The following is an 18,045-nucleotide window of genomic DNA, read 5'->3' on the forward strand; positions in this document are numbered from 1 at the left end:
ACAGTGTGGCACCGGGGTACGACAACAAACCAGCCACCGGGAAGCACCTGGTCCCGAAAGCCATGCAAGACCATCGCGTTCAGGGCACGCTCGGCATGCGGTCGCGGTCCGCGCGGAAGTGTCGCGACTGCGCCGCGTACTCGGTGCTGTCGTGGAGAGCCGACCCTATCGATTAGCCGAATCCGTTTGTCTGACAGTCAAACTCGGCGAGACCGACCGCCTGGCCGACTGCCATTTCGTTCGCCACGCCACCGCCCCCGGCCTTCGCGCCCTGTCCGAGCCGAGCCTCTAGGGTCGGTAGTGCAGACCGACCCGAGGAGCAGGCATTCATGAATACGTCGAACGAGCGCACACCCAGCGGGTGGGAGGAGCTCACCGCCGCGGACCCGGCACATTCGAGCTGGTACGTGGAGCGGTTCAGGACCCTGGCCGCGCAGGGCGAGGACATCGTGGGCGAGGCGCGGCTGATCGACGCGATGCTCGGGCGCGGTAGCCGAGTGCTCGACGCGGGCTGCGGGCCGGGGCGGACCGGTGGCTACCTGCATGGTGCCGGGCACACAGTGGTGGGCGTCGATGTCGACCCGGTGCTCATCGACGCGGCGCGTGCGGACTATCCCGGCCCGACCTGGCAGGTCGGCGACCTCGCCGAACTGAATCTGCCTGCCGCCGACTTCGACGCCATCGTGTGCGCGGGCAATGTGATGACCTTTCTTGCCCCGTCCACCCGGTCGGCCGTCCTGGCGGGGTTCGCCGGGCATCTCGCGCCGACCGGCCGGGTGATCATCGGGTTCGGCGCGGACCGTGGCTACGAGTTCGCCGAGTTCCTGACCGATGCCGAATCCGCCGGTCTCACAGTCGATCTACTGCTGTCAACCTGGGATCTGCGGCCCTTCACCGCCGACTCCGACTTCCTGGTCGCGGTGTTCTCCCTGGCACCCGACTCGAACGCGCGCACCGATCCCGACGCATGATGGGCATCGACGAGATCAGGAGGCGCAGGCGCCGGATAGGTGGACGAGGTGATGGCCGAACTGGTCGCCCTCGATGACCCGAAGATGCGCGCGGTGAACGAGAAACACGGCGACGCACCCACCTGGATCACCGAGACGGCGCGGCGACAACACGGATGACTCGACCCGCCGTGCACGCGCTCGTTCGTTGCCCGTCGGGCCTCGATGGCCGTTAGCGTGTCTCGGATGGGTGTGGATGAGATCTGTGATCGGTTCGTCGAGGACTACGCGGCCGCTGATCCGGTCATGGCGACCATGTTCGGCATCGCGGGGCATGACGATCGCCTGACCGACTATTCGCCCGCCGGGCATGAGGTTCGGGCGGAGATCGCCCGAAACGCGTTGCGCGCCATACTTTCCGCGCAACCAGTCGATGACGGTGAGCGGGTGGCGAAAGCCGTCTTCACCGAACGCATCGGGCTCGACGTGGAGATCCATGACGCCGGGCTCCCGCTCGCCGCGCTCAATGTGATCGAAAGTCCGGTGCAGAACATTCGGATGGTATTCGACGTGATGGCCGCTGAGACCGCCGCGGATTGGACAGTGATCGCCGAGCGTCTCGCTGGGGTGCCTGCGGCGCTGGCCGGTGTGCGCGCGTCGCTGGTGGTCGCGGCGGAACGCGGGCAGGTCAGTGCGCTGCGGCAGGTCGTCAAAGTCGCCGAGCAGGCCGACACGTGGGCAGGTTCCGGCGGGAAGCAAGGATTCTTCACCATCTTCGTCGCCGCCGCCGCGGATGTCGACGGTGCCCCGCTGGCGGAACTGCGCCGGGGCGCGGACGCGGCCCAACGGGCCTTTGCCGACTTCGCTGAGTTTCTGCGCGCCGAGCTCGTGCCCCTCGCTCCCGCCAAGGATGCCGTCGGCGAGCAGACCTACCGGCTGTGGTCGCGCTATTTCACCGGCGCCGACCTCGACCTGCGCGAAGCCTATGTCTGGGGGTGGGCGGAGTTCGCCCGGCTCGAGACCGAGATGCTGGCTGTCGCTGCCCGCATCGCGCCGGGGGCAACACTCACCGAGACGGCGACAGTGCTCGACGCCGACCCGAAATACCGGGTGCGCGGGCAGTCCGAGCTCCGAGCGTGGCTGCAGAAGATGTCCGACGAAGCCCTGGAGGCGTTGCGCGACAAGCACTTCGAGATTCCCGACGAGATCGTGCAGCTGGAATGCACGATAGCGCCGCCCGGCGGTGTGGTCGGGGCGTATTACGTCGGGCCAAGTGCCGATTTCAGCCGTCCCGCTCGCATGTGCTGGTCGGTGGAGCCCGGAAAAGAAGACTTCGCGACCTGGCGTGAGGTGAGCACGGTCTACCACGAGGGCGTGCCGGGCCATCATCTGCAAATCGCGACCGCGGTGTGCGCGGCGGATTCGCTGAATCGGTACCAGCGGATGATGTCGTTCGTCTCCGGGCACGGCGAGGGCTGGGCGCTCTACGCCGAACGCCTCATGCAGGAGCTCGGCTATCTCAGCGACGACGGCAATCTGTTCGGTATGCTGTCGCAGCAGCTGTTTCGCGCCGCGCGGGTGATCGTGGATATCGGGATGCACCTCGAATGGGAGATCCCCGCGGGCACCGGCTTCCACGAGGGCGAGCGCTGGACCCCCGACCTCGGCCTGGAGTTCCTGCTGACCCGGACAGTCACTGATGCCATCACGGCCCGCGACGAGATCGACCGGTACCTGGGGTGGCCGGGACAGGCGCCTGCGTACAAGCTCGGTGAACGTCTGTGGCTCGCAGCCCGCGCAGAGGCAAGCGAGCGAGCGGGCGCAGCGTTCGATTCGAAGCAATTCCACACCCGCGCTTTGCGATTGGGCGGAATGGGCCTGGATACGATGCGGGCGCAACTCGCCGCCATGGCGTGAGGGCCGTCAGAACAGGCTGGTTTGCGCGGGTTCCGGACTCGCCGTGATCGAGGGGTCGAGTTCGATGCGGCGACCGACCAGGCGGGTGTCGTTGACCAATACGAGTTCGCTCGCGCCCGCGGTGTCCCGGCACGCGATCGTGTGACCGTGCGCTGTCACCGCGTCGATGAGGTATTCGCCTGGCTCCCCGGCGATTTCGGTGGCGACCGGGAACCGGCCGTGTTCGAGGATCGTTGCGTAGAAGTCCCGGCCGCCCGACCAGCCGATATCGGTGCGCGCGATGTCGGTGGGCAGTGCGCTCGCGGCATGCTCGGCCGCATCGGCGACGGCTGATTCCAGGGCTGCCCACGGGCGCAGCGGTTTGGTCAGGATGCGAGTCTTGGTGACACCGGCGACCGCCTGCCCGATGCCCGCTCGCTCGGTCACTGTCCGTTCGAGATCTCGAACATGGAGTCCGTCAGGGGAATCGGTGATGAATCGGGCGACCAGCGCGCCCTGTTCGAAGAGCCGGCGATTGCGCCGCGACGCCGAGGCTGTACCGACCTTGGTCATCCCGTCGCCGAAATACGCGATGTAGAGGTGGTGTGGCTGCGACATGTAGTCGCGGACCTGTTCTGGCAATGCCGTGAGCGGACCGCGATGACTGTGCACCACCGACCAGCCCTCGGTGATTCGGCACTGCTCGCACTGACGACCGGTGTCGACTCGTGCGCGGCGAGGGCACGGCTGCCGCCCGCGACGTCCGCCGCCGAACCCGTTGTACCCCAGGCAGAATCGCCCGGAATCGGTAATCCGGAACGCCAGCCGCGTCCCGACACCGGGCATCAGCTCGGTGGTCCCGTCGTCGCCGAGCAGCTCGTAGAACCATCGACCCTGCTCGTCCCAGCGAGTGCCGCAGTACAGGGCCGTGGAGGTCATCGGTCGAACCTACACTGGCCGGTCGGTGCCGATCACAAGTCGGCAGCCGAAAGATATCTGAACGCCCAGTAACCCCCGCACGATTTCGCGCACCGCGAATCGGTCACCTACGTTGAGCGCACAGCAGGGGCGCGAAACCGGTAAGGGGAAAAAATATGGACGATCTCGAGCTCCTACTCGACCCGGGATTCAGTGTGATATCGAATGCGCACATGGATTGCCTGACAGATCAGCTGATGGTCGCTGTCGAATCCTGCTCGCGCAACGGCATTCCCTTTCCCCGAATATGGGAGGAGGTCGAGGAGGCACTCGACCTGGTCCCGGCGGATGTCCCCGCCGAGTGGCGCAGCGAATTAAGGCTCTACCTCACCGATCACGTGATCTCCGCATTCATGAATGTCGCGGCGGACGCGACATCGCCACCCGGCTGGTGACCCAAGGCCGCTACAGCGGTCGAACCGTGCACGTGTCTTCGGCGGGCGAAGCGGGCACAGCTCGAACGGGCACAGCTTCTTGCCGCACCGATGAGTTTCGGGAGGCGAGAGCGTCGTTGTGGTAGAGGACAGTGGATCGATCAGGGATCCGCGGGCCCGGCACCGAGAGGAACGAGTTATGAGGATCGCTACGTCGAAGGATGGTACGGAGCTCGCGTATGACGTTTCCGGGAACGGGCAGGCACTGGTGTACATCACCGGCGCGACGTGTTTCCGGAGGTTTCGGCCGATCGTCGCCGACGTGCGGGTGTTCGCCACGAAATTCACTGTCTACAACTATGACCGGCGCGGGCGCGGGGACAGCGGGGACGTGCTGCCGTACGCGATCGAGCGGGAAATCGACGATATCGAGACGGTGGTCGATGCGGCGGGCGGGCGCGCGATTCTCTACGGACATTCGTCGGGTGCGGCGCTCGCACTCGAAGCGGCGGTAAGGATGCCGGACAAGCTCGACAGGGTCGTGATCTACGACGCTCCCTATGTGCACGACGAGGCCGAGCGGGCGTCCTACGCCGAGCTGGCCGGGACGGTACGCGCGCTTCTCGACGAGGGGAAGAACGCCCGAGCGCTGAAGGCATTCCTGCAGGGGATCGGGATGCCGCGTGCGTTCGTCGCGCTGCTACCGCTGTTTCCCGGCTGGAAAACCATGAAGGCACTCGCCCCCACAGTGATGTACGACATCGGGATCACCGAGATACTTCCCCCGGTGGAGCGTTTCGAGAACATCCAGGTGCCGGTGAATGTCGTTGTCGGGGCGAAGAACCCACCCGGAATGCATCAGGTGGCGCGGGAGCTGGCCGCGGCGATTCCCCACGCGACGCATCGGGTGCTCGCCGGGCAGGACCACATGGTCAGCGCCGAGGCGTTGCTGCCGATACTGACGAATTCCGCCGCGAACGATTGAACCGGCGCCGGTCGTCTCCTGCTCACCTCGCCGTCCACGGCGCCGGCGGGAACATTCGGACGGACTGCTGGACCGGTAGCGTGCGCGCGGCGGCCAGGGCCTCGGTGCGGCTGGGGTAGACGGGTAGCCACTCGGTGAGGCCGGCGGCGAGGATGATCCGGTCGGTGACCGACGGCACGGGATTGACCACACTCATGCGCAGCTCGCACTGTTGGGCGCGGGTCGCCATGTCGAGAATCGCCCGGCAGGACATGAAGGTCACGTCCCTGATGTCGATCACCAGATGGCCCGACTGCCCCTCCGCCGCGATGGCCTCGTCGAGAATCGCGCGCCACTCGAGCAGGTTGCAGGCGTCGATCTCGCCGTGCACGTGCAGAACAGTCGCCGTGTGATGGAGGGTGACCTCCGCGCACAGTGCCGGGTCGAATTCGTCGATCCGGATCGTCCTGTCACCATCACTGGAATGGGTGTTCACGAGTGCTCGATCCCTCGACACCGGCAGGTAGACAGACTGCCCGCCGATCCAGGTAGCTAGAGATGGGCTGGTGAATCCATTTCAGCACGCCGAGTCGGTGGTGTCAGCGATTGTGATGGATCTGATGCGTGTCGAAAAGACCGCGGGTCATCGGTCCCGTCGAGGACCGATGACCCGGATGGCGTGTGACCGGTCAGTCGCGGAACGCGTCCTTGACCTTCTCGCCCGCGTCCTTGAGGTTCGACTTCGCCTGCTCGCCGCGACCCTCGTTCTCGAGATCACGGTCGTCAGTGGCGCGGCCGGCCGCTTCCTTGGCCTTGCCCGCCAGCTCTTCGGCCTTGTTCTTCGCCTTGTCAGCGATACCCATGGCATTCCTTTCAGGCTGTTTCTCGGCCAGCTGGTGGCCGTGGGCCGTCCTGGGGGCCCATCGACGGCCTACCCGGGTCCGCCATAGGCAAACAGGCGCGGCGACCGGCACGGATCAGGAGTTGCCTTCGATACGGGCCGACGCGCGATGCTCACAGGTGCGGCACCGCGGCCCGATCTCGTCGGGTAACGGCCGGAAATGAGCTCGAGGCGTGACCCGATGGTTACGGGGTAACCTCCGACCACATGGTCGGTGACGAGGGAGGTGGCGTGCGAGCTCGAGATCGCGACACCGCTCCCCGCTCGAGAACCGTCGGGTTCCAGGTGCCCGCCGACCTGGACCAGCTGAGCATGGTGCACGCACTCGCCGAGACCGTCCTGCTCGTCGGTGGCTTCGCGCTCGACGAGGTCACCGATCTCCTGCTGGCACTCGACGAAGTCGCCACCGCGTTGATGCTGGTCGCGACCCCGGACTCCCAGCTCGACTGCTCGTTCACCGGCGGCGACGGCGTGCTCGGCGCCCGGGTGAGCGCACTGGCCCGCGAGCCCGCCGCGCTCGATGAGCAATCCTTCGGCTGGCATGTCGTCGCGACCCTCACCGACGCACTGCGCACCGATTACGCCGGCTTCGACCCGGCCCGCGACGGCTATCCGACCACTGTCGAATTCGGCTGGATCAGGCGATTGCACGGACCGACCGAGTCGTGATCATCTCGCGCTAGCCTCATAGGTAGGGCATGGCCCCGGGTCCCGGTGGGTACCCCATGAACACATCTGCAACCGCCTGGAAGTGAGGCAAGTAGCGATGACATGGGAATCAACGACAGCCGCAGTTCGTCCGACCGCCCGGCGATCCCATTCGCGCGGCGACAGCTACGACAACATCGAACCGTGGTTCGAGAAGCTGCGGGCACTGCCCATCGACGACGAGCACCACGACGCGATGCGCAGGCAGGTCATCGAACTGTGTCTGCCGCTCGCCGACCACATCGCACGCAAGTTCAACGGCCGCGGCGAACAGTTCGACGACCTCGAGCAGACCGCCCGGGTAGGGCTGGTGCTCGCCGTGGATCGCTATGACGTCACTCGCGGCTCCTCCTTCCTGTCCTTCGCGATTCCGACGATCATGGGCGAGGTGCGCAGGCACTTCCGTGATCGCACGTGGGCGGTGCGGGTGCCGCGACGGCTCAAGGAGATCCAGCTCAGGATCGGTCCCGCCACCGAGGAACTGTCGCAGCGGCTCGGGCGGTTCCCCACCGCGCACGAACTCTCCGACGAACTCGGCGTCGACCTGATCGAGGTCACCCGCACGCTGGTCGCGGGCAACGGTTACCAGACCAACTCCATCGACGGCGTCACCCACGACGGTCGCGACAATTCCACGCAGCCGATCACCGATATCCTCGGCTCCGAGGAGCCCTGCTACCAGCTCACCGAGGACGCGATGGCGGTCCGTCCGCTGATCGCCGAGCTGCCCGCCGAAGAGCGGCAGGTGCTGATCATGCGCTTCTACGAGTCCAAGACGCAGGGCCAGATCGCCGAGGAATTGGGTGTCTCCCAGATGCAGGTCTCGCGGATCCTGTCGCGGACCCTGTCGTCGTTGCGTGAGCAAGCACTCGCCGAGCCGATGCCCGCGCAGTGACAGCGGCGCCGCCACGTGCCAGAATCGTCCCAGGTCGATACCTCCAGCCGAACCGGTTCTCGTGCGCCGCACCCTGTGCCAGGGTCCGTCGGTAGCGCGAACCGGAACGCCCTGTCGCACAGGAGGTTCTATGTCTGTCGTCATGGATCGCCGGCATTCGAGTCGGCTGCGCTGGTACCGCGGGTGCTCCGCGGCCGCCGCGGCCGGGTTGGCGCTGCGCGATCCGGGGCGACCGGGCTGCTGGGTCTTACACGGCGGTATCGAGCTCGACGCGGCGCGGATGCCCCGATTCTGTGCGCTGCTCGACCGCGCCGTGCATTCCGGTGCGCGCGTGGTGGTCCTCGATCTGCGCGATACCGAGTTCCTGAGCCTGCGGGTCGCCACGATGCTCGGCGTCGCCAAAGCTGACGCGTGGTCCCGCGGGGTCGATATCAGCCTGCTCACCGACGGTCGTGAGGTGGAGCGGGCACTGGATCTGGTCGGCGTGCGGCCACTGTTCCGGTACTACCTGTCCATCGACGAGGCGTCGGGATCCGAATCCGGCCACTGAGAAGCTGTTTCGGGTCGGTAGTTCCTGGGTATGCGCTCGGTGAAGCCACTCCAGCGCATGCTCGGGAGGAGGACATCGTGGATTCGAGCGACCGGCTCATCGCCGATTCGATTCATGCGACATCGATCCGTATCCAGATCGACGCCGACCTCGGCCAGGTTGTCATGCTCCGGGCTGTCGCCGAAACCGTTGCCCTGATCGCGGGTTTCACCGTCGACGCGGTCGCCGACATGCGAGTCGCGCTCGACGAGGCAGCCACCTGCCTGATCCTCGGTGCGGTGCCCGATTCCCAGATCACCTGCGAGGTGACCGCCGACGGCTTCCGGATCCGGATCGAGGTCGACGCCGTCTGCGGAGACACCGACCCGATCGACACGACAGGGTTCGGCTGGCATGTGATGCACTCGATCACCGACCACCTCACCGCCGACCACGAGGCCTACGACCGGGACCGGGGCGGTTACCCCGTCGCCATCTCCTTCACGCAGGTGCGCCGGGTGCACTGATCGCCTCACGCAGCGAACCGCGATCCTCGTTCCAGCACTTCAGGATGTGCTCGGCGAAGCGGTCTTCGAGCAGGTTCGTCGCCTGGATGCCGAAGACGATCGAGGCGGCTTCGCCCGGTTCGGCGGCCAGTAGCCCAGCGATGACATCGCGACGCATCACCTGTTCGTGCACGGCGTCGGCCTCGACGTGCTCGGCGTAGAAGTGCGCGCACGCGGGATGCGGGAGCAGCGTGCGGGCCAGCTCCGCCAAGCGCCGGGAAGCCGGCGACGAAGTGATCTCGACGGTGGCGAAATGCCCGACCAGTGCGCCGCGCAGGCCGCGATGCAGGCCGAACAGCGACATCATGTCCACCAGCGCGAGCATCGGCGCCGGCACCGCGTCGAGGTAGTGCAGGTAGCCCGGCTCCAGTCCCGCCCCCGAGAGCAGGTCGGCGAAGAGTTGCGCGTGGACGCGTTCGCCGCGGCCGCCGCCGAACTCGTCGAATTCCACCGCCACCAGCGACGCTTTCGCCTGTCCGCGCAGGCGCGGGATCACCCAGGCATACGGGTCGGCCTCGATGTGGTGGTAGATCGAGCGGTGGACGAAGTACTCACGCAACTGGTCGGCGGTCCCCCGCTCGGCGAGGAACCCGGCGACGCCGTCGGTGTCCGTGGTCGGTTCGAGCAGACGATCGAGTTCCCCGTCGACGTCGTCGCCGCCGGGGACATCGGCGCGCAGTGCCGTGAGCAGGGTGTTCTCCAGGTCGCGGCGCAAACGCAGGAGGTCGGGGTCCCATTCCCAGTTCTCGTCGACACCGGCGAATCCCTGATAGTGCAGTTCGTAGCAGGTGTGCAGGGCGAGCAGTAGATCTTCGCCGTAGGGGTCGAGCGCGCAAGCATCGGGAACCACCGAACCTGGTGTCCGCGTGAGTAATTCGACAACCGCGGCGGACAACTCGCCACGCGGGCGCGGCAGTGATCGCCGGGGCATCAGTCGGCGCTCCTCGGCTGACGTCGGCGCCGGTGGCTGGTATCGCACAGCGGGTACGTGCTCGATCGACGACACAGACACAGCGCCACCACGAAACGGTCGCAGTGCAGCACCGTGCCGTCGGCGGTGACCAGGTCGACGGGACCGTCGATGAGTGCGGGCCCGTCGTCGGTGAGTACGACGCGCCGCGGCTCAGGCGGGGTCGGCGACGACAGACGACGATGTTCGGTCGACACGGATCACCACCAGTTCCTCTTCGCGCTGGCCATGCCTGATGAAGCCCTTCGCGGCCAACCACCCGGCGCGTGACCGCATGACCGGCCCGAACGGCACCGTTCCCGTTGCCACGACATCGGCGTTCGCACCCAGCTCGCGGAGCTGGGCCAAGCTGCGCTGGGGATCACTGATCGCCGAATGCACGATCAATCCGACGCCGCGTTCGGTGAGCAGGTCCGGCAGCATCGCGCACAACCGGTTGAGCACACTCCTGCCGTCGGGACCCGCGTCCCACGCCAGTGCAGCACCGCGACCGCCTGCCCGCTCGGTGGGAACATAGGGCGGGTTCGCGACCACCACATCGAAGCGCGGCAGCCCCAGCGCGGACGCGAAATCGCCGTGCAGCAACTCCACCGCCACGCCACGCAGCGTGCAGTTCATCCAGGTCGATATCAGTGCCGACCGCGACAGGTCGACCGCGGTCAGACTGCTCGCACCCGCCGCCGCGGCAGCTACCGTCAACGCGCCGGTACCGGCGCACACGTCGAGCACCCGGCCGCCACGCAGCGAGGGCACCTCGTTCAGCGCGCGGGCCAGCAGCCAGGTGTCGGCCTGCGGTCGGTAGACGCGCGGCGCCCGGATGACCACCACCTCAGTGTCCTCGTGGTTCACCCAGGGCGAGGCCCTCCTGCGCCTTCACCCACCGATGCTCCGCGACCACGAGCCCGATCCCCATCACCAGACACACCGCGCACGCCACCCCTGCGAGCACCGCCCAGCCCGCGAAGCCGTACCCGGCCGCGGTGAGCGTGACGGCGAGCAGCACCAGCCCGAGGGCGGCGAGAATCAATCCGGGCCAGTTCCTCGTGTCCCTGATCGACTCCCCCGCATGTGTCCGAGTGGTCCGAGCGTTATCGGGGAACTGCTTCTCTGATTGATTCACCGCGCATGCTCCTTTCGCGGACGACACCGCCCTGTCGTGGACATGCCCGCAAACCGGCAAGGCAATCAGCCGACACCCGCGTGGACCGGTGAGTCAGTTCGTCTCGATGACCCCGGCCAGGTCGCGGCGCGGGGTGGATTCCAGCGCGACCCGCGGGCCGTCCGCTGTGGTCAGGGCCACTCCTAGGACTTCGGAGTCCTGGCGAGTTGGTGAATCCGTCGCACCCGTCCGTCGGCGGCGACGCTGCCGATCATGATCCATTCGATCGCCACCTGTCCGAGCTTGCGATGTTCGGCGGCGAGGTAGCAGCGGGCGGCGAATCGGTGGCCGTCGACGAGCAGGTCGTCGATCCGGACATCGACGGCGGTGACGTTCTTACGGGAGGGGGCCGCGTGCGCGATCAGCGCGGCGCGATCGAGCTCGCTGCCGTCGGTCTGCCAGATCACGTCCTCGGTCAGCGTGCGGTTCACGATCTCGGCGGGATCCTCATCGGACAGGGCCATATCGCGGGTGTAGTCGAGGACGAGTCGGCGGGCCGCGCGTTCAGTTATCTCTGACATACCTGACAATTTTAAGTGGGCTGTTATCGTTGTCAATCGTGTCAGAGATAAGGAAGCGCCGTCAGCGGGCAGAGGTCGGACGCAACCGGTCGGCACTGGTAGCGGCGGCGATCCGGGTGCTGGGCGAGCGCCCGGAGGCGAGCATGTCCGAGATCGCTGCCGCGGCGGGGGTCACCCGACAGACCGCGTACGCGCACTTCGGCACCCGCGAGATGCTGCTCACCTCGGTGCGCGACGAACAGAGTCGACGGGCGCTCGACGCGCTGGCAGCAGCAGACCTCGAAACCGGCACTGCCACTGCGGCTCTCGACCGATTCCTGTCCGCGGTCGCCACGATGCTGGCCGAGCAGACGAGATTCGACTATTCCGACAACGACCGCACCGCCGACGCCGCACGTCACGTACCGATCGAACAGCACCTCGACGCGCTCATCCGCCGTGGCCGCGACGCAGGCGAATTCACGACGGATCTGCGCACCGACTGGCTCGTCGCCGCGACGATCGCGCTCGGCCATGCCGCCGACCAGCACCTGCGCGGCGGCGGGCTCGACGTGGCGACCGTGACCGCCCAATTCCGGTCGTCGGTACTGCGCCTGTACGGCGCCGACTGACCGGGCTCGGTCGAATTCCGAGCCCGGTCCGTCGGCCGAGTACTACGCGGGCAGTCGACCCTCGATCGCGCCGATGATCCGCGGACGCAGATCCGCGACGCTGACGATGGCGTCGACCGAGCCGACCTCGACCGCGCGCTGGATGTTGTGCACGCGGTCGAACTCCGCGGCCACATCGCCCAGCTTCTCCGCGCGTACCGAAGAGCGCGTCTCGTCGAGTTCAGCACTGAGCGTCGCGCGGTCGGTGCCGACAGCGGTCGAGACCCGGGATTCCAGCTCCCGCACGCGCGGATCGGCCGCGGTCCTGGACTTCACCTCACCGGCGAACACCACCGCGGCGGCAGGCGCACCGCCGAGCACCGAGGCGAACGACCCTTCCAGTGCCAGCACCGTCATGTTCGGGTTCAGCGCCTTCGAGAACACCACGAACGCACCGCCGTGGTAGCGCGAGATCACGCAGAACACGATGGGGCCTTCGAAATTCACGATGGCGCGGCCGATTTCGGCGCCGTACTCGAGCTGCAGCTTGCGCATCGATTCGGGCGAGCCGTCGAAGCCGGACAGGTTGGCCAGCACCACCAGCGGGCGGTTGCCGCTGGCCGCGTTGATGGCCCGTGCGGCCTTCTTCGACGAACGCGGGAACAGGGTACCCGCGGTGTAGGTGTCGGGCCCGTCGGTGGACGGGAAGCCGCGCCGTGCCACATTGCGCGACTCGATACCCAACAGGCACACCGGGATTCCGCCGAGGTGCGCGTCGTGCACCACCGCGGTCTCGGCGTCGGCCATCCCGGCCCAGCGTTCCAGGACGGGGTGATCCTGATCGGCCAGCGCCCGCATCACCGTGCGAATATCGAAGGGCTTCTTGCGATCCGGGTTAGCGGAGGCGGAGAAGATCTCGCCGACAGTGGCGAAGGTGCTGTCCGCCAGCACATGCGGGAAGGCCGAGATATCGCGATCGACGGGATCACCGGTCGCGGCACGCCGCGGTGCCTGCTCGCCGGGGGCGACATAGGTGTGGTCGTAGTGCGACATCAGGACATCGCGGGCGGCGGACAGGTTCGGCGCCCAGTACTGGGCCTGGCCGTTCGGGCCCATCACGCGGTCGTAGCCGCCGATGCCGAAGTTGTCCTCGGCCGAGACGCCGCCGGAGAAGTCGAGCGACTGCTTGCCGGTGAGCACCATGGCCGAATCGGGGGTCATGACCAGCACACCCTTGGTGTGCATGAGCATGGTGGCCTCGGCGTTCCAGTACGGCTGCGCGCCGACGTTGATGCCGGCGACCACGATATTGATCTCGCGACCGTCCTGGGTGAATTCGACGATCCGCTTGAGCGCGGCCGCGACCCAGTCCATGTTCTCGGTACCCGAGGCCATCGAGATCCGCGCGCCCGAGGACAGCGCGTACCACTCGAGCGGCACCTGCAGGCTCTCGGCCAGATCCAGCGCGGCGATCACGCGACGGCATTCCGGTTCCGAGAGCGCGCCGAGGGATTTGGTGGGGTCACCGAGCAGCAGCACGCGGGTGACGCCCTGCGGATGCTGCGCGGTCGGCGTGGTCACCACACCGGCGACGATCGCCGCGGTGTTGTGTCCCTTCGGCCGATCGACCGGCACCAGCGCATGGTTCGCGTCGAGATCGTATTCGGCGAAATCGCCCAGCAGCGAAGTCAATTCGTACGGGTACACGGTGTTGCGAGCCGCGGCACGCAGCACCTTCTGCCGGTACTCGTCCAGCGGCTCGACGGGCTCGTCGGTCCGCTCGCCGACCGTCACCTCGGATTCGCCGTTGGGACGGAACGAGATTCGCACACCGACCTTGGTCAGCGCACCGGTCTCGGGATCGCGCTGGCGGGCGATGAGCAGGATCTCCTCTAGCCCGGCGCCCGCGGCCGTCGGCAGCACGTGGCCACCGATGGTCTCGAGCTCCGCGCGGGTGACATCCATATGCGGCCAGATGTACATCACGATGCGGTTGGTGTTGAGCCGCTTGGCCGACGGGAACCGCGACTGGGCCCGGCGGATCGAGTCGACGCAGGTGGCGATGGCGCTCTCGGCGGTGGGCAGGGCCACCAATCGTCCGTCGTGATCGCGCAACGCCGCGAGGTCACGGACCTGGGCGAAGGCGATGAGGCGCTCGTCGGAGGGGTTCTCCTTGGCCACCCCGCGGAACAGGTAGACCTCCTCGTCCGAGGACGGCAACCGGGTGAGGTCGAACTTGCGCAACCGCTCCAGCTGCATCCGCTGCGCGATGTAGGGGTGCAGCCCGCGGATCAGCCGTTCCTCTGCCATGCCGGTCACCGACGGACGGAAGGTGAAGTGGTGGTGCATGACCGAGCCGCCGCTGCCCGCGACGGTGGCGGTGATCCGGTGCACCTGGTTGGGCACCGGGTGCGCGCCGAGCACCTCCTGCAGGGCCGCTGCCATCGCGTCGAAGTCCTCGGGCTGCGATTCCCAGCTGAGGTAGATGTCGGCGTCGATCGAGACAGCGCCGCTGGCCAATTCGGCGAGCCCGTCCAGTGCCCCGTCGAGCTTGTCGAAACTCACGGCGGTCGAGACCAGCATCGAACCGTAGCGTTCGGCGACGACGAACGTGGTGTCGCCGACCTGTTCGGTACGGACCCCGGTGAGACCCTTGTTGCCGTAGTAGCGCCGCGTCAGTACCTCGAGCATCGAGGTGTGGTCGGGCTTGTCGCGCTCGAGGCGCTGGCCGAGCAACCGCACGAGCGGTTCGGTGCTGCGCACCATCTCGGCGATCCTGGTGCCGCGATCCTCGGCGGCCGGGTTCGCGTCCAGGTAGCTCAGGTGCTTGCGGACGTTGGTGTACACGCGAGCGCGGTTGCGGCGCAGCAGCGGCTGGCCGTACCAGCTGTAGACCAGTCCGCGGGCGAGGTCGGCGATCGCCGGGAAACGCACCTGCGTTGCCGCCACCAGGCGCTCGAGCGCCAGGCCGACGGGTTCGCGCAGCACCTGGTCGGGCATCGGTTCGGTCAGCCATTCACGCAGTAGCGTCGTGATCACGGCGACGGTGTCGGCGGGACGTTGCTGGGCGAGGAAGATCCGGAAGACCGCCGCTTCCAGCTCGGGCGAGCGATCCAGCTCGGTGACGCCGTAGTGTCCCAGCGCCGCGCCGAGCTTGGCCTGGTAGGTCTGCGGCAACCCGGCCCGCTCGACGTCGAGGCTCTGCAGATAGGTGTGGAAGTACTCGCGGGCACTGTGTACGTGACCGTTGCCGTGGTCGTCGTCGGCCGAACGGTTGTGGCTCAGTTCGGCGACGTCGGCGAAGACCTGCACCAGCTCGAGCTCCTCGCCGAGCGGACGGCGGTTGTCGCTGACGGCTTCGCGGCGGGCCGTGAGGTAGTCGTCGAGGACGCGGCGGTCGTCGTGCGGGTCCACATCGAAGCCGAGCAGCAGACTGCGCAGGTCCTGCAGGCCGCGCGCCACCCGCTCGTGGGCGCGCAACGGCGTTGCCTCACCGGGCAAGTCGAGTTCGACGGTGCCGGTGGTGGTCACGGTCTCGGCGGCTTCGTCGTCGTCGGCGAGCGGTTCGAGCCGCAGCAGCGGCGCGCCCGCCTCGACCTGGGTGCCGACCGAGACCGTGCATTCCTTCAGCCTGGCCCGGAACGGTGCGCGCAGCACCGTTTCCATCTTCATGCTCTCCAGCACGAGCAGCGGCGCACCGGCCTCGACCTCGGCGCCGACCTCGAGCGGTGTGCCGACGACCAGCGCCGGAGCGGGTGAGCGGACGACACCGCCTTCGTCGCGGCTGATCCGGTGGGTCACGCCGTCGACGTCCACCACGTGCGTGGGCCCATGGGTGCCGGTGATCAGGCGGTAGCGGGTGCCGTTGACGACGATCTGGCCGGTGTGGTGATCGAAACGTTCGAGGTCGACGTCGGCGGTGCGCAGGTCACCACCGGCCTCGATGCCGACACGGAACCGGTTGGCACCGATCCGGGCGACGCGCACGCGATAACCCGCGCCACGCAGTTTCAGGTCGAGTGGCCGTCCGCTCTCGTGCTGCACCTGCGGACGGCCACCGGACGCGGTCGACAGCAGTCGATGCCGCTCGACCCGCTCGTCTTCCTCGTAGGCGTCGATCGCGGCCACGGCCAGCGCGACGGTGGAGTGACGGTGGGTCACCAGGCGGCCTTCGCCACGCACCCGGTCGATCCAGCCGGTGTCGGCGCTGGCGTCGATGACCTCGGGCTGATCGAGCAGGTCGAGCACGAAGCTCTTGTTCGTCGCGCCGCCTTCGATGACAACCCTCGTCTGGGCCATCGCCCGGCGCAGTCGACCAAGGGCTTCGTCGCGGTCGCGGCCGTAGGCGATGATCTTGGCGATCATCGAGTCGAAGTCGGCGGGGATCGTGTCACCCTGGCTCACGCCGGTGTCGACGCGAATGCCGGGGCCCGCGGGCAGATCGAGCCGCACGATACGACCGGGGGCGGGCGCGAAGTCACGGTCGGGGTCTTCGGCGTTGAGGCGGGCTTCGATGGCGTGGCCACGCTCGGCCGGCGGCTCGCCCTCGAGCCGGATGCCCGATGCCACCCGCAACTGGGCGTGCACGAGGTCGAACCCGGTGGTGAGCTCGGTGATCGGGTGCTCGACCTGCAGGCGGGTGTTCACCTCGAGGAACGCGAACAGCTGGTCGCCGGGGTGGTAGAGGAACTCGACGGTCGCCGCGCCGCAGTACCCGACCGCGATCGCGAGGCGCTCGGCCGAGGCCTTGAGTTCGGCGGTCTGCTCGGCGCTCAGCACGGGAGAGGAGGATTCCTCGATCACCTTCTGATTGCGTCGCTGCACCGAGCAGTCGCGCACGCCCAGCGCCCACGCGGTGCCCTGACCGTCGGCGATTACCTGGACCTCGACGTGCCGGGCGCCCGTGACCAGGCGCTCCAGGAATACGACGCCGCTGCCGAAGGCACGGGCGGCTTCCTGCTTGGTGCGCTCGTAGGCGTCGACGAGTTCGGCCTCGTTGGTGATCACGCGGATGCCGCGACCGCCACCACCGGCGGTGGCCTTCAGCATCAGCGGGTACCCGATCCCGGTGGCCGCTTCGATGGCGTCTTCGACGGTGTCGACCGCGCCCCGGCTCCACGGCGCGACCGGCACCCCGACTTCCTCGGCGATCAGCTTGGCGCCGATCTTGTCACCGAGCTTGCGCATCGCGTCGGCGCTCGGCCCGACGAACGTGACACCGATGTGGTCGCACAGCTCCGCGAACGCGGGATCCTCGGCGACGAAGCCCCAGCCCACCCACGCCGCGTCGGCCTTGGTGGCGACGAGTGCGTTCTCGAGGGCCTTGAGGTCCAGGTACGGCCGTGCCGACGCCGGACCGAGGTCATAGGCGATATCGGCTTCCCGGACGAACGTGGCATTCCGGTCGACGTCGGTGTGCAGGGCGACGGTTTCGATCGGTAGCCCGGTCGCCGCCGCCAGATCACGGACGGCGTGGATGAGGCGCATAGCGGCCTCGCCCCGATTCACGATGGCGATACGGCTGAACACTCGCCGACTCCTTCCATTTACCCAGGACATCGTCCTGCGGGTGAGATTTGCAACTCCCGGTCCGTGCGCAGTCTGCACCCCCGTACCTCATATACAAGCACCGTGCGCGGGTTACCGGCACGTAGCCAAGGCACGAGCGGCCGCCGAGCACGATACAACCCGACGAAGGCGAGTGGTCGAAGTCGCCGAGATGACGGCTGGCTGGCGTCGCGATGCCCGTTGGTCGAACAAGCACATCCCCCAAGCGAGTGGACGGCCAAGGTCTGCGGTCCCGGACCATCCACTCACTTCGAAATCCTATCAATCATGTTGACCTACAACATATTCGAGGTGACATCCCGCTCGTCCCACTGATGCCATCACCGGTATCGCCGGCACGGGTCGTCTCCGTCGGCACCGGCGCGGCCCGGACCGTCGGCGGCGGGGGCGTTTCCGGACCCGAGATGTGAAACGCGGGTGAACCATCCACTGTCATCCGTGCCATCTGCGCGCGCCCGCGATCGTGAGTTCTGCCA

Annotated in this window: 18 protein-coding genes; 9 read left to right on the forward strand and 9 right to left on the reverse strand. The window is 67.5% G+C overall.

Annotated features, from left to right (window positions below):
* Nucleotides 1-329 precede the first annotated feature (329 nt).
* Both ACFXKN_RS28535 and ACFXKN_RS28540 read left to right on the forward strand, forming a co-directional pair.
* Nucleotides 330-971 (forward strand): class I SAM-dependent methyltransferase, encoded by a 642-nt coding sequence (locus tag ACFXKN_RS28535; protein WP_378973007.1) that lies wholly within the window; start codon nucleotides 330-332, stop codon nucleotides 969-971.
* A 225-nt stretch (nucleotides 972-1,196) separates the two neighbouring features.
* On the forward strand, nucleotides 1,197-2,867 hold the full coding sequence (locus tag ACFXKN_RS28540; protein ID WP_378972998.1) for a DUF885 domain-containing protein: 1,671 nt from the start codon (nucleotides 1,197-1,199) through the stop codon (nucleotides 2,865-2,867).
* A gap of 6 nt (nucleotides 2,868-2,873) precedes the next feature.
* On the opposite strand, the gene ACFXKN_RS28545 is transcribed toward ACFXKN_RS28540, so the two are convergent.
* On the reverse strand, nucleotides 2,874-3,785 hold the full coding sequence (locus tag ACFXKN_RS28545; protein ID WP_378972994.1) for a hypothetical protein: 912 nt from the start codon (nucleotides 3,783-3,785) through the stop codon (nucleotides 2,874-2,876).
* 155 nt (nucleotides 3,786-3,940) lie between these two features.
* On the opposite strand from ACFXKN_RS28545, the gene ACFXKN_RS28550 reads away from it, so the two are divergent.
* Both ACFXKN_RS28550 and ACFXKN_RS28555 read left to right on the forward strand, forming a co-directional pair.
* Nucleotides 3,941-4,219 carry a hypothetical protein gene (locus ACFXKN_RS28550; RefSeq protein WP_378972991.1) on the forward strand — a complete coding sequence of 93 codons (279 nt, stop codon included), beginning with the start codon at nucleotides 3,941-3,943 and terminating at the stop codon, nucleotides 4,217-4,219.
* Between the two features lie 178 nt (nucleotides 4,220-4,397).
* Entirely contained in the window at nucleotides 4,398-5,183 is a 786-nt protein-coding gene (locus ACFXKN_RS28555) for an alpha/beta fold hydrolase (protein WP_378972987.1), read from the forward strand.
* Between the two features lie 22 nt (nucleotides 5,184-5,205).
* Here the strand turns inward: ACFXKN_RS28555 and ACFXKN_RS28560 are convergent, their stop codons facing one another.
* Together ACFXKN_RS28560 and ACFXKN_RS28565 are read right to left on the reverse strand one after the other, a co-directional pair.
* Nucleotides 5,206-5,658: an anti-sigma factor antagonist gene (locus ACFXKN_RS28560; RefSeq protein ID WP_378972980.1), complete on the reverse strand. Its 453-nt coding sequence runs from the start codon at nucleotides 5,656-5,658 to the stop codon at nucleotides 5,206-5,208.
* A gap of 193 nt (nucleotides 5,659-5,851) precedes the next feature.
* Entirely contained in the window at nucleotides 5,852-6,025 is a 174-nt protein-coding gene (locus ACFXKN_RS28565; protein WP_378972974.1) for a CsbD family protein, read from the reverse strand.
* Between the two features lie 269 nt (nucleotides 6,026-6,294).
* Between ACFXKN_RS28565 and ACFXKN_RS28570 the strand changes: the two genes are divergently transcribed.
* The 4 genes from ACFXKN_RS28570 to ACFXKN_RS28585 all read left to right on the forward strand — a co-directional run bounded on the left by ACFXKN_RS28570 (nucleotide 6,295) and on the right by ACFXKN_RS28585 (nucleotide 8,722).
* The gene (locus ACFXKN_RS28570) at nucleotides 6,295-6,732 is read left to right on the forward strand and encodes an anti-sigma factor (RefSeq protein WP_378972970.1); all 438 of its coding nucleotides are present in this window, start codon (nucleotides 6,295-6,297) and stop codon (nucleotides 6,730-6,732) included.
* A gap of 97 nt (nucleotides 6,733-6,829) precedes the next feature.
* Nucleotides 6,830-7,666 (forward strand): RNA polymerase sigma factor SigF, encoded by an 837-nt coding sequence (locus ACFXKN_RS28575; RefSeq protein WP_379434176.1) that lies wholly within the window; start codon nucleotides 6,830-6,832, stop codon nucleotides 7,664-7,666.
* 130 nt (nucleotides 7,667-7,796) lie between these two features.
* A complete protein-coding gene (locus ACFXKN_RS28580) occupies nucleotides 7,797-8,216 on the forward strand; it encodes an STAS domain-containing protein (RefSeq protein ID WP_378972962.1) in 420 nt (139 codons plus the stop codon).
* 77 nt (nucleotides 8,217-8,293) lie between these two features.
* Entirely contained in the window at nucleotides 8,294-8,722 is a 429-nt protein-coding gene (locus ACFXKN_RS28585) for an ATP-binding protein (protein WP_378972959.1), read from the forward strand.
* On the opposite strand, the gene ACFXKN_RS28590 is transcribed toward ACFXKN_RS28585, so the two are convergent.
* The 5 genes from ACFXKN_RS28590 to ACFXKN_RS28610 all read right to left on the reverse strand — a co-directional run bounded on the left by ACFXKN_RS28590 (nucleotide 8,697) and on the right by ACFXKN_RS28610 (nucleotide 11,411).
* Nucleotides 8,697-9,692 carry an iron-containing redox enzyme family protein gene (locus tag ACFXKN_RS28590; protein ID WP_378972956.1) on the reverse strand — a complete coding sequence of 332 codons (996 nt, stop codon included), beginning with the start codon at nucleotides 9,690-9,692 and terminating at the stop codon, nucleotides 8,697-8,699. The two genes, ACFXKN_RS28585 and ACFXKN_RS28590, sit on opposite strands and share 26 nt — an antisense overlap.
* Nucleotides 9,692-9,928, reverse strand: coding sequence for a CDGSH iron-sulfur domain-containing protein (locus ACFXKN_RS28595; RefSeq protein WP_378972951.1), 237 nt, complete (start codon nucleotides 9,926-9,928; stop codon nucleotides 9,692-9,694). The genes ACFXKN_RS28590 and ACFXKN_RS28595 overlap by 1 nt, the downstream gene beginning before the upstream one ends.
* The gene (locus tag ACFXKN_RS28600; protein ID WP_378972946.1) at nucleotides 9,885-10,559 is read right to left on the reverse strand and encodes a HemK2/MTQ2 family protein methyltransferase; all 675 of its coding nucleotides are present in this window, start codon (nucleotides 10,557-10,559) and stop codon (nucleotides 9,885-9,887) included. Before ACFXKN_RS28600 ends, ACFXKN_RS28595 begins: the two co-directional genes overlap by 44 nt.
* 1 nt (nucleotide 10,560) lies before the next feature.
* Entirely contained in the window at nucleotides 10,561-10,851 is a 291-nt protein-coding gene (locus ACFXKN_RS28605) for a hypothetical protein (protein WP_378972935.1), read from the reverse strand.
* Between the two features lie 182 nt (nucleotides 10,852-11,033).
* Nucleotides 11,034-11,411: a hypothetical protein gene (locus tag ACFXKN_RS28610; RefSeq protein WP_378972931.1), complete on the reverse strand. Its 378-nt coding sequence runs from the start codon at nucleotides 11,409-11,411 to the stop codon at nucleotides 11,034-11,036.
* A gap of 38 nt (nucleotides 11,412-11,449) precedes the next feature.
* On the opposite strand from ACFXKN_RS28610, the gene ACFXKN_RS28615 reads away from it, so the two are divergent.
* Entirely contained in the window at nucleotides 11,450-12,022 is a 573-nt protein-coding gene (locus ACFXKN_RS28615) for a TetR/AcrR family transcriptional regulator (RefSeq protein WP_378972926.1), read from the forward strand.
* A gap of 42 nt (nucleotides 12,023-12,064) precedes the next feature.
* Here ACFXKN_RS28615 and ACFXKN_RS28620 read toward each other — a convergent pair whose 3' ends face one another.
* Nucleotides 12,065-17,530 (reverse strand): carboxyl transferase domain-containing protein, encoded by a 5,466-nt coding sequence (locus ACFXKN_RS28620; protein ID WP_378972923.1) that lies wholly within the window; start codon nucleotides 17,528-17,530, stop codon nucleotides 12,065-12,067.
* Nucleotides 17,531-18,045 lie beyond the last annotated feature (515 nt).

Source organism: Nocardia sp. NPDC059195, assembly GCF_042754695.1.
Lineage (GTDB): Bacteria > Actinomycetota > Actinomycetes > Mycobacteriales > Mycobacteriaceae > Nocardia.

Coding starts and splice junctions, on each gene's coding strand:
- ACFXKN_RS28535 (WP_378973007.1), top strand. CDS start 330: ATGAATACGTCGAACGAGCGCACACCCAGCGGGTGGGAGGAGCTCACC.
- ACFXKN_RS28540 (WP_378972998.1), top strand. CDS start 1,197: ATGGGTGTGGATGAGATCTGTGATCGGTTCGTCGAGGACTACGCGGCC.
- ACFXKN_RS28545 (WP_378972994.1), bottom strand. CDS start 3,785: ATGACCTCCACGGCCCTGTACTGCGGCACTCGCTGGGACGAGCAGGGT.
- ACFXKN_RS28550 (WP_378972991.1), top strand. CDS start 3,941: ATGGACGATCTCGAGCTCCTACTCGACCCGGGATTCAGTGTGATATCG.
- ACFXKN_RS28555 (WP_378972987.1), top strand. CDS start 4,398: ATGAGGATCGCTACGTCGAAGGATGGTACGGAGCTCGCGTATGACGTT.
- ACFXKN_RS28565 (WP_378972974.1), bottom strand. CDS start 6,025: ATGGGTATCGCTGACAAGGCGAAGAACAAGGCCGAAGAGCTGGCGGGC.
- ACFXKN_RS28575 (WP_379434176.1), top strand. CDS start 6,830: ATGACATGGGAATCAACGACAGCCGCAGTTCGTCCGACCGCCCGGCGA.
- ACFXKN_RS28580 (WP_378972962.1), top strand. CDS start 7,797: ATGTCTGTCGTCATGGATCGCCGGCATTCGAGTCGGCTGCGCTGGTAC.
- ACFXKN_RS28590 (WP_378972956.1), bottom strand. CDS start 9,692: ATGCCCCGGCGATCACTGCCGCGCCCGCGTGGCGAGTTGTCCGCCGCG.
- ACFXKN_RS28610 (WP_378972931.1), bottom strand. CDS start 11,411: ATGTCAGAGATAACTGAACGCGCGGCCCGCCGACTCGTCCTCGACTAC.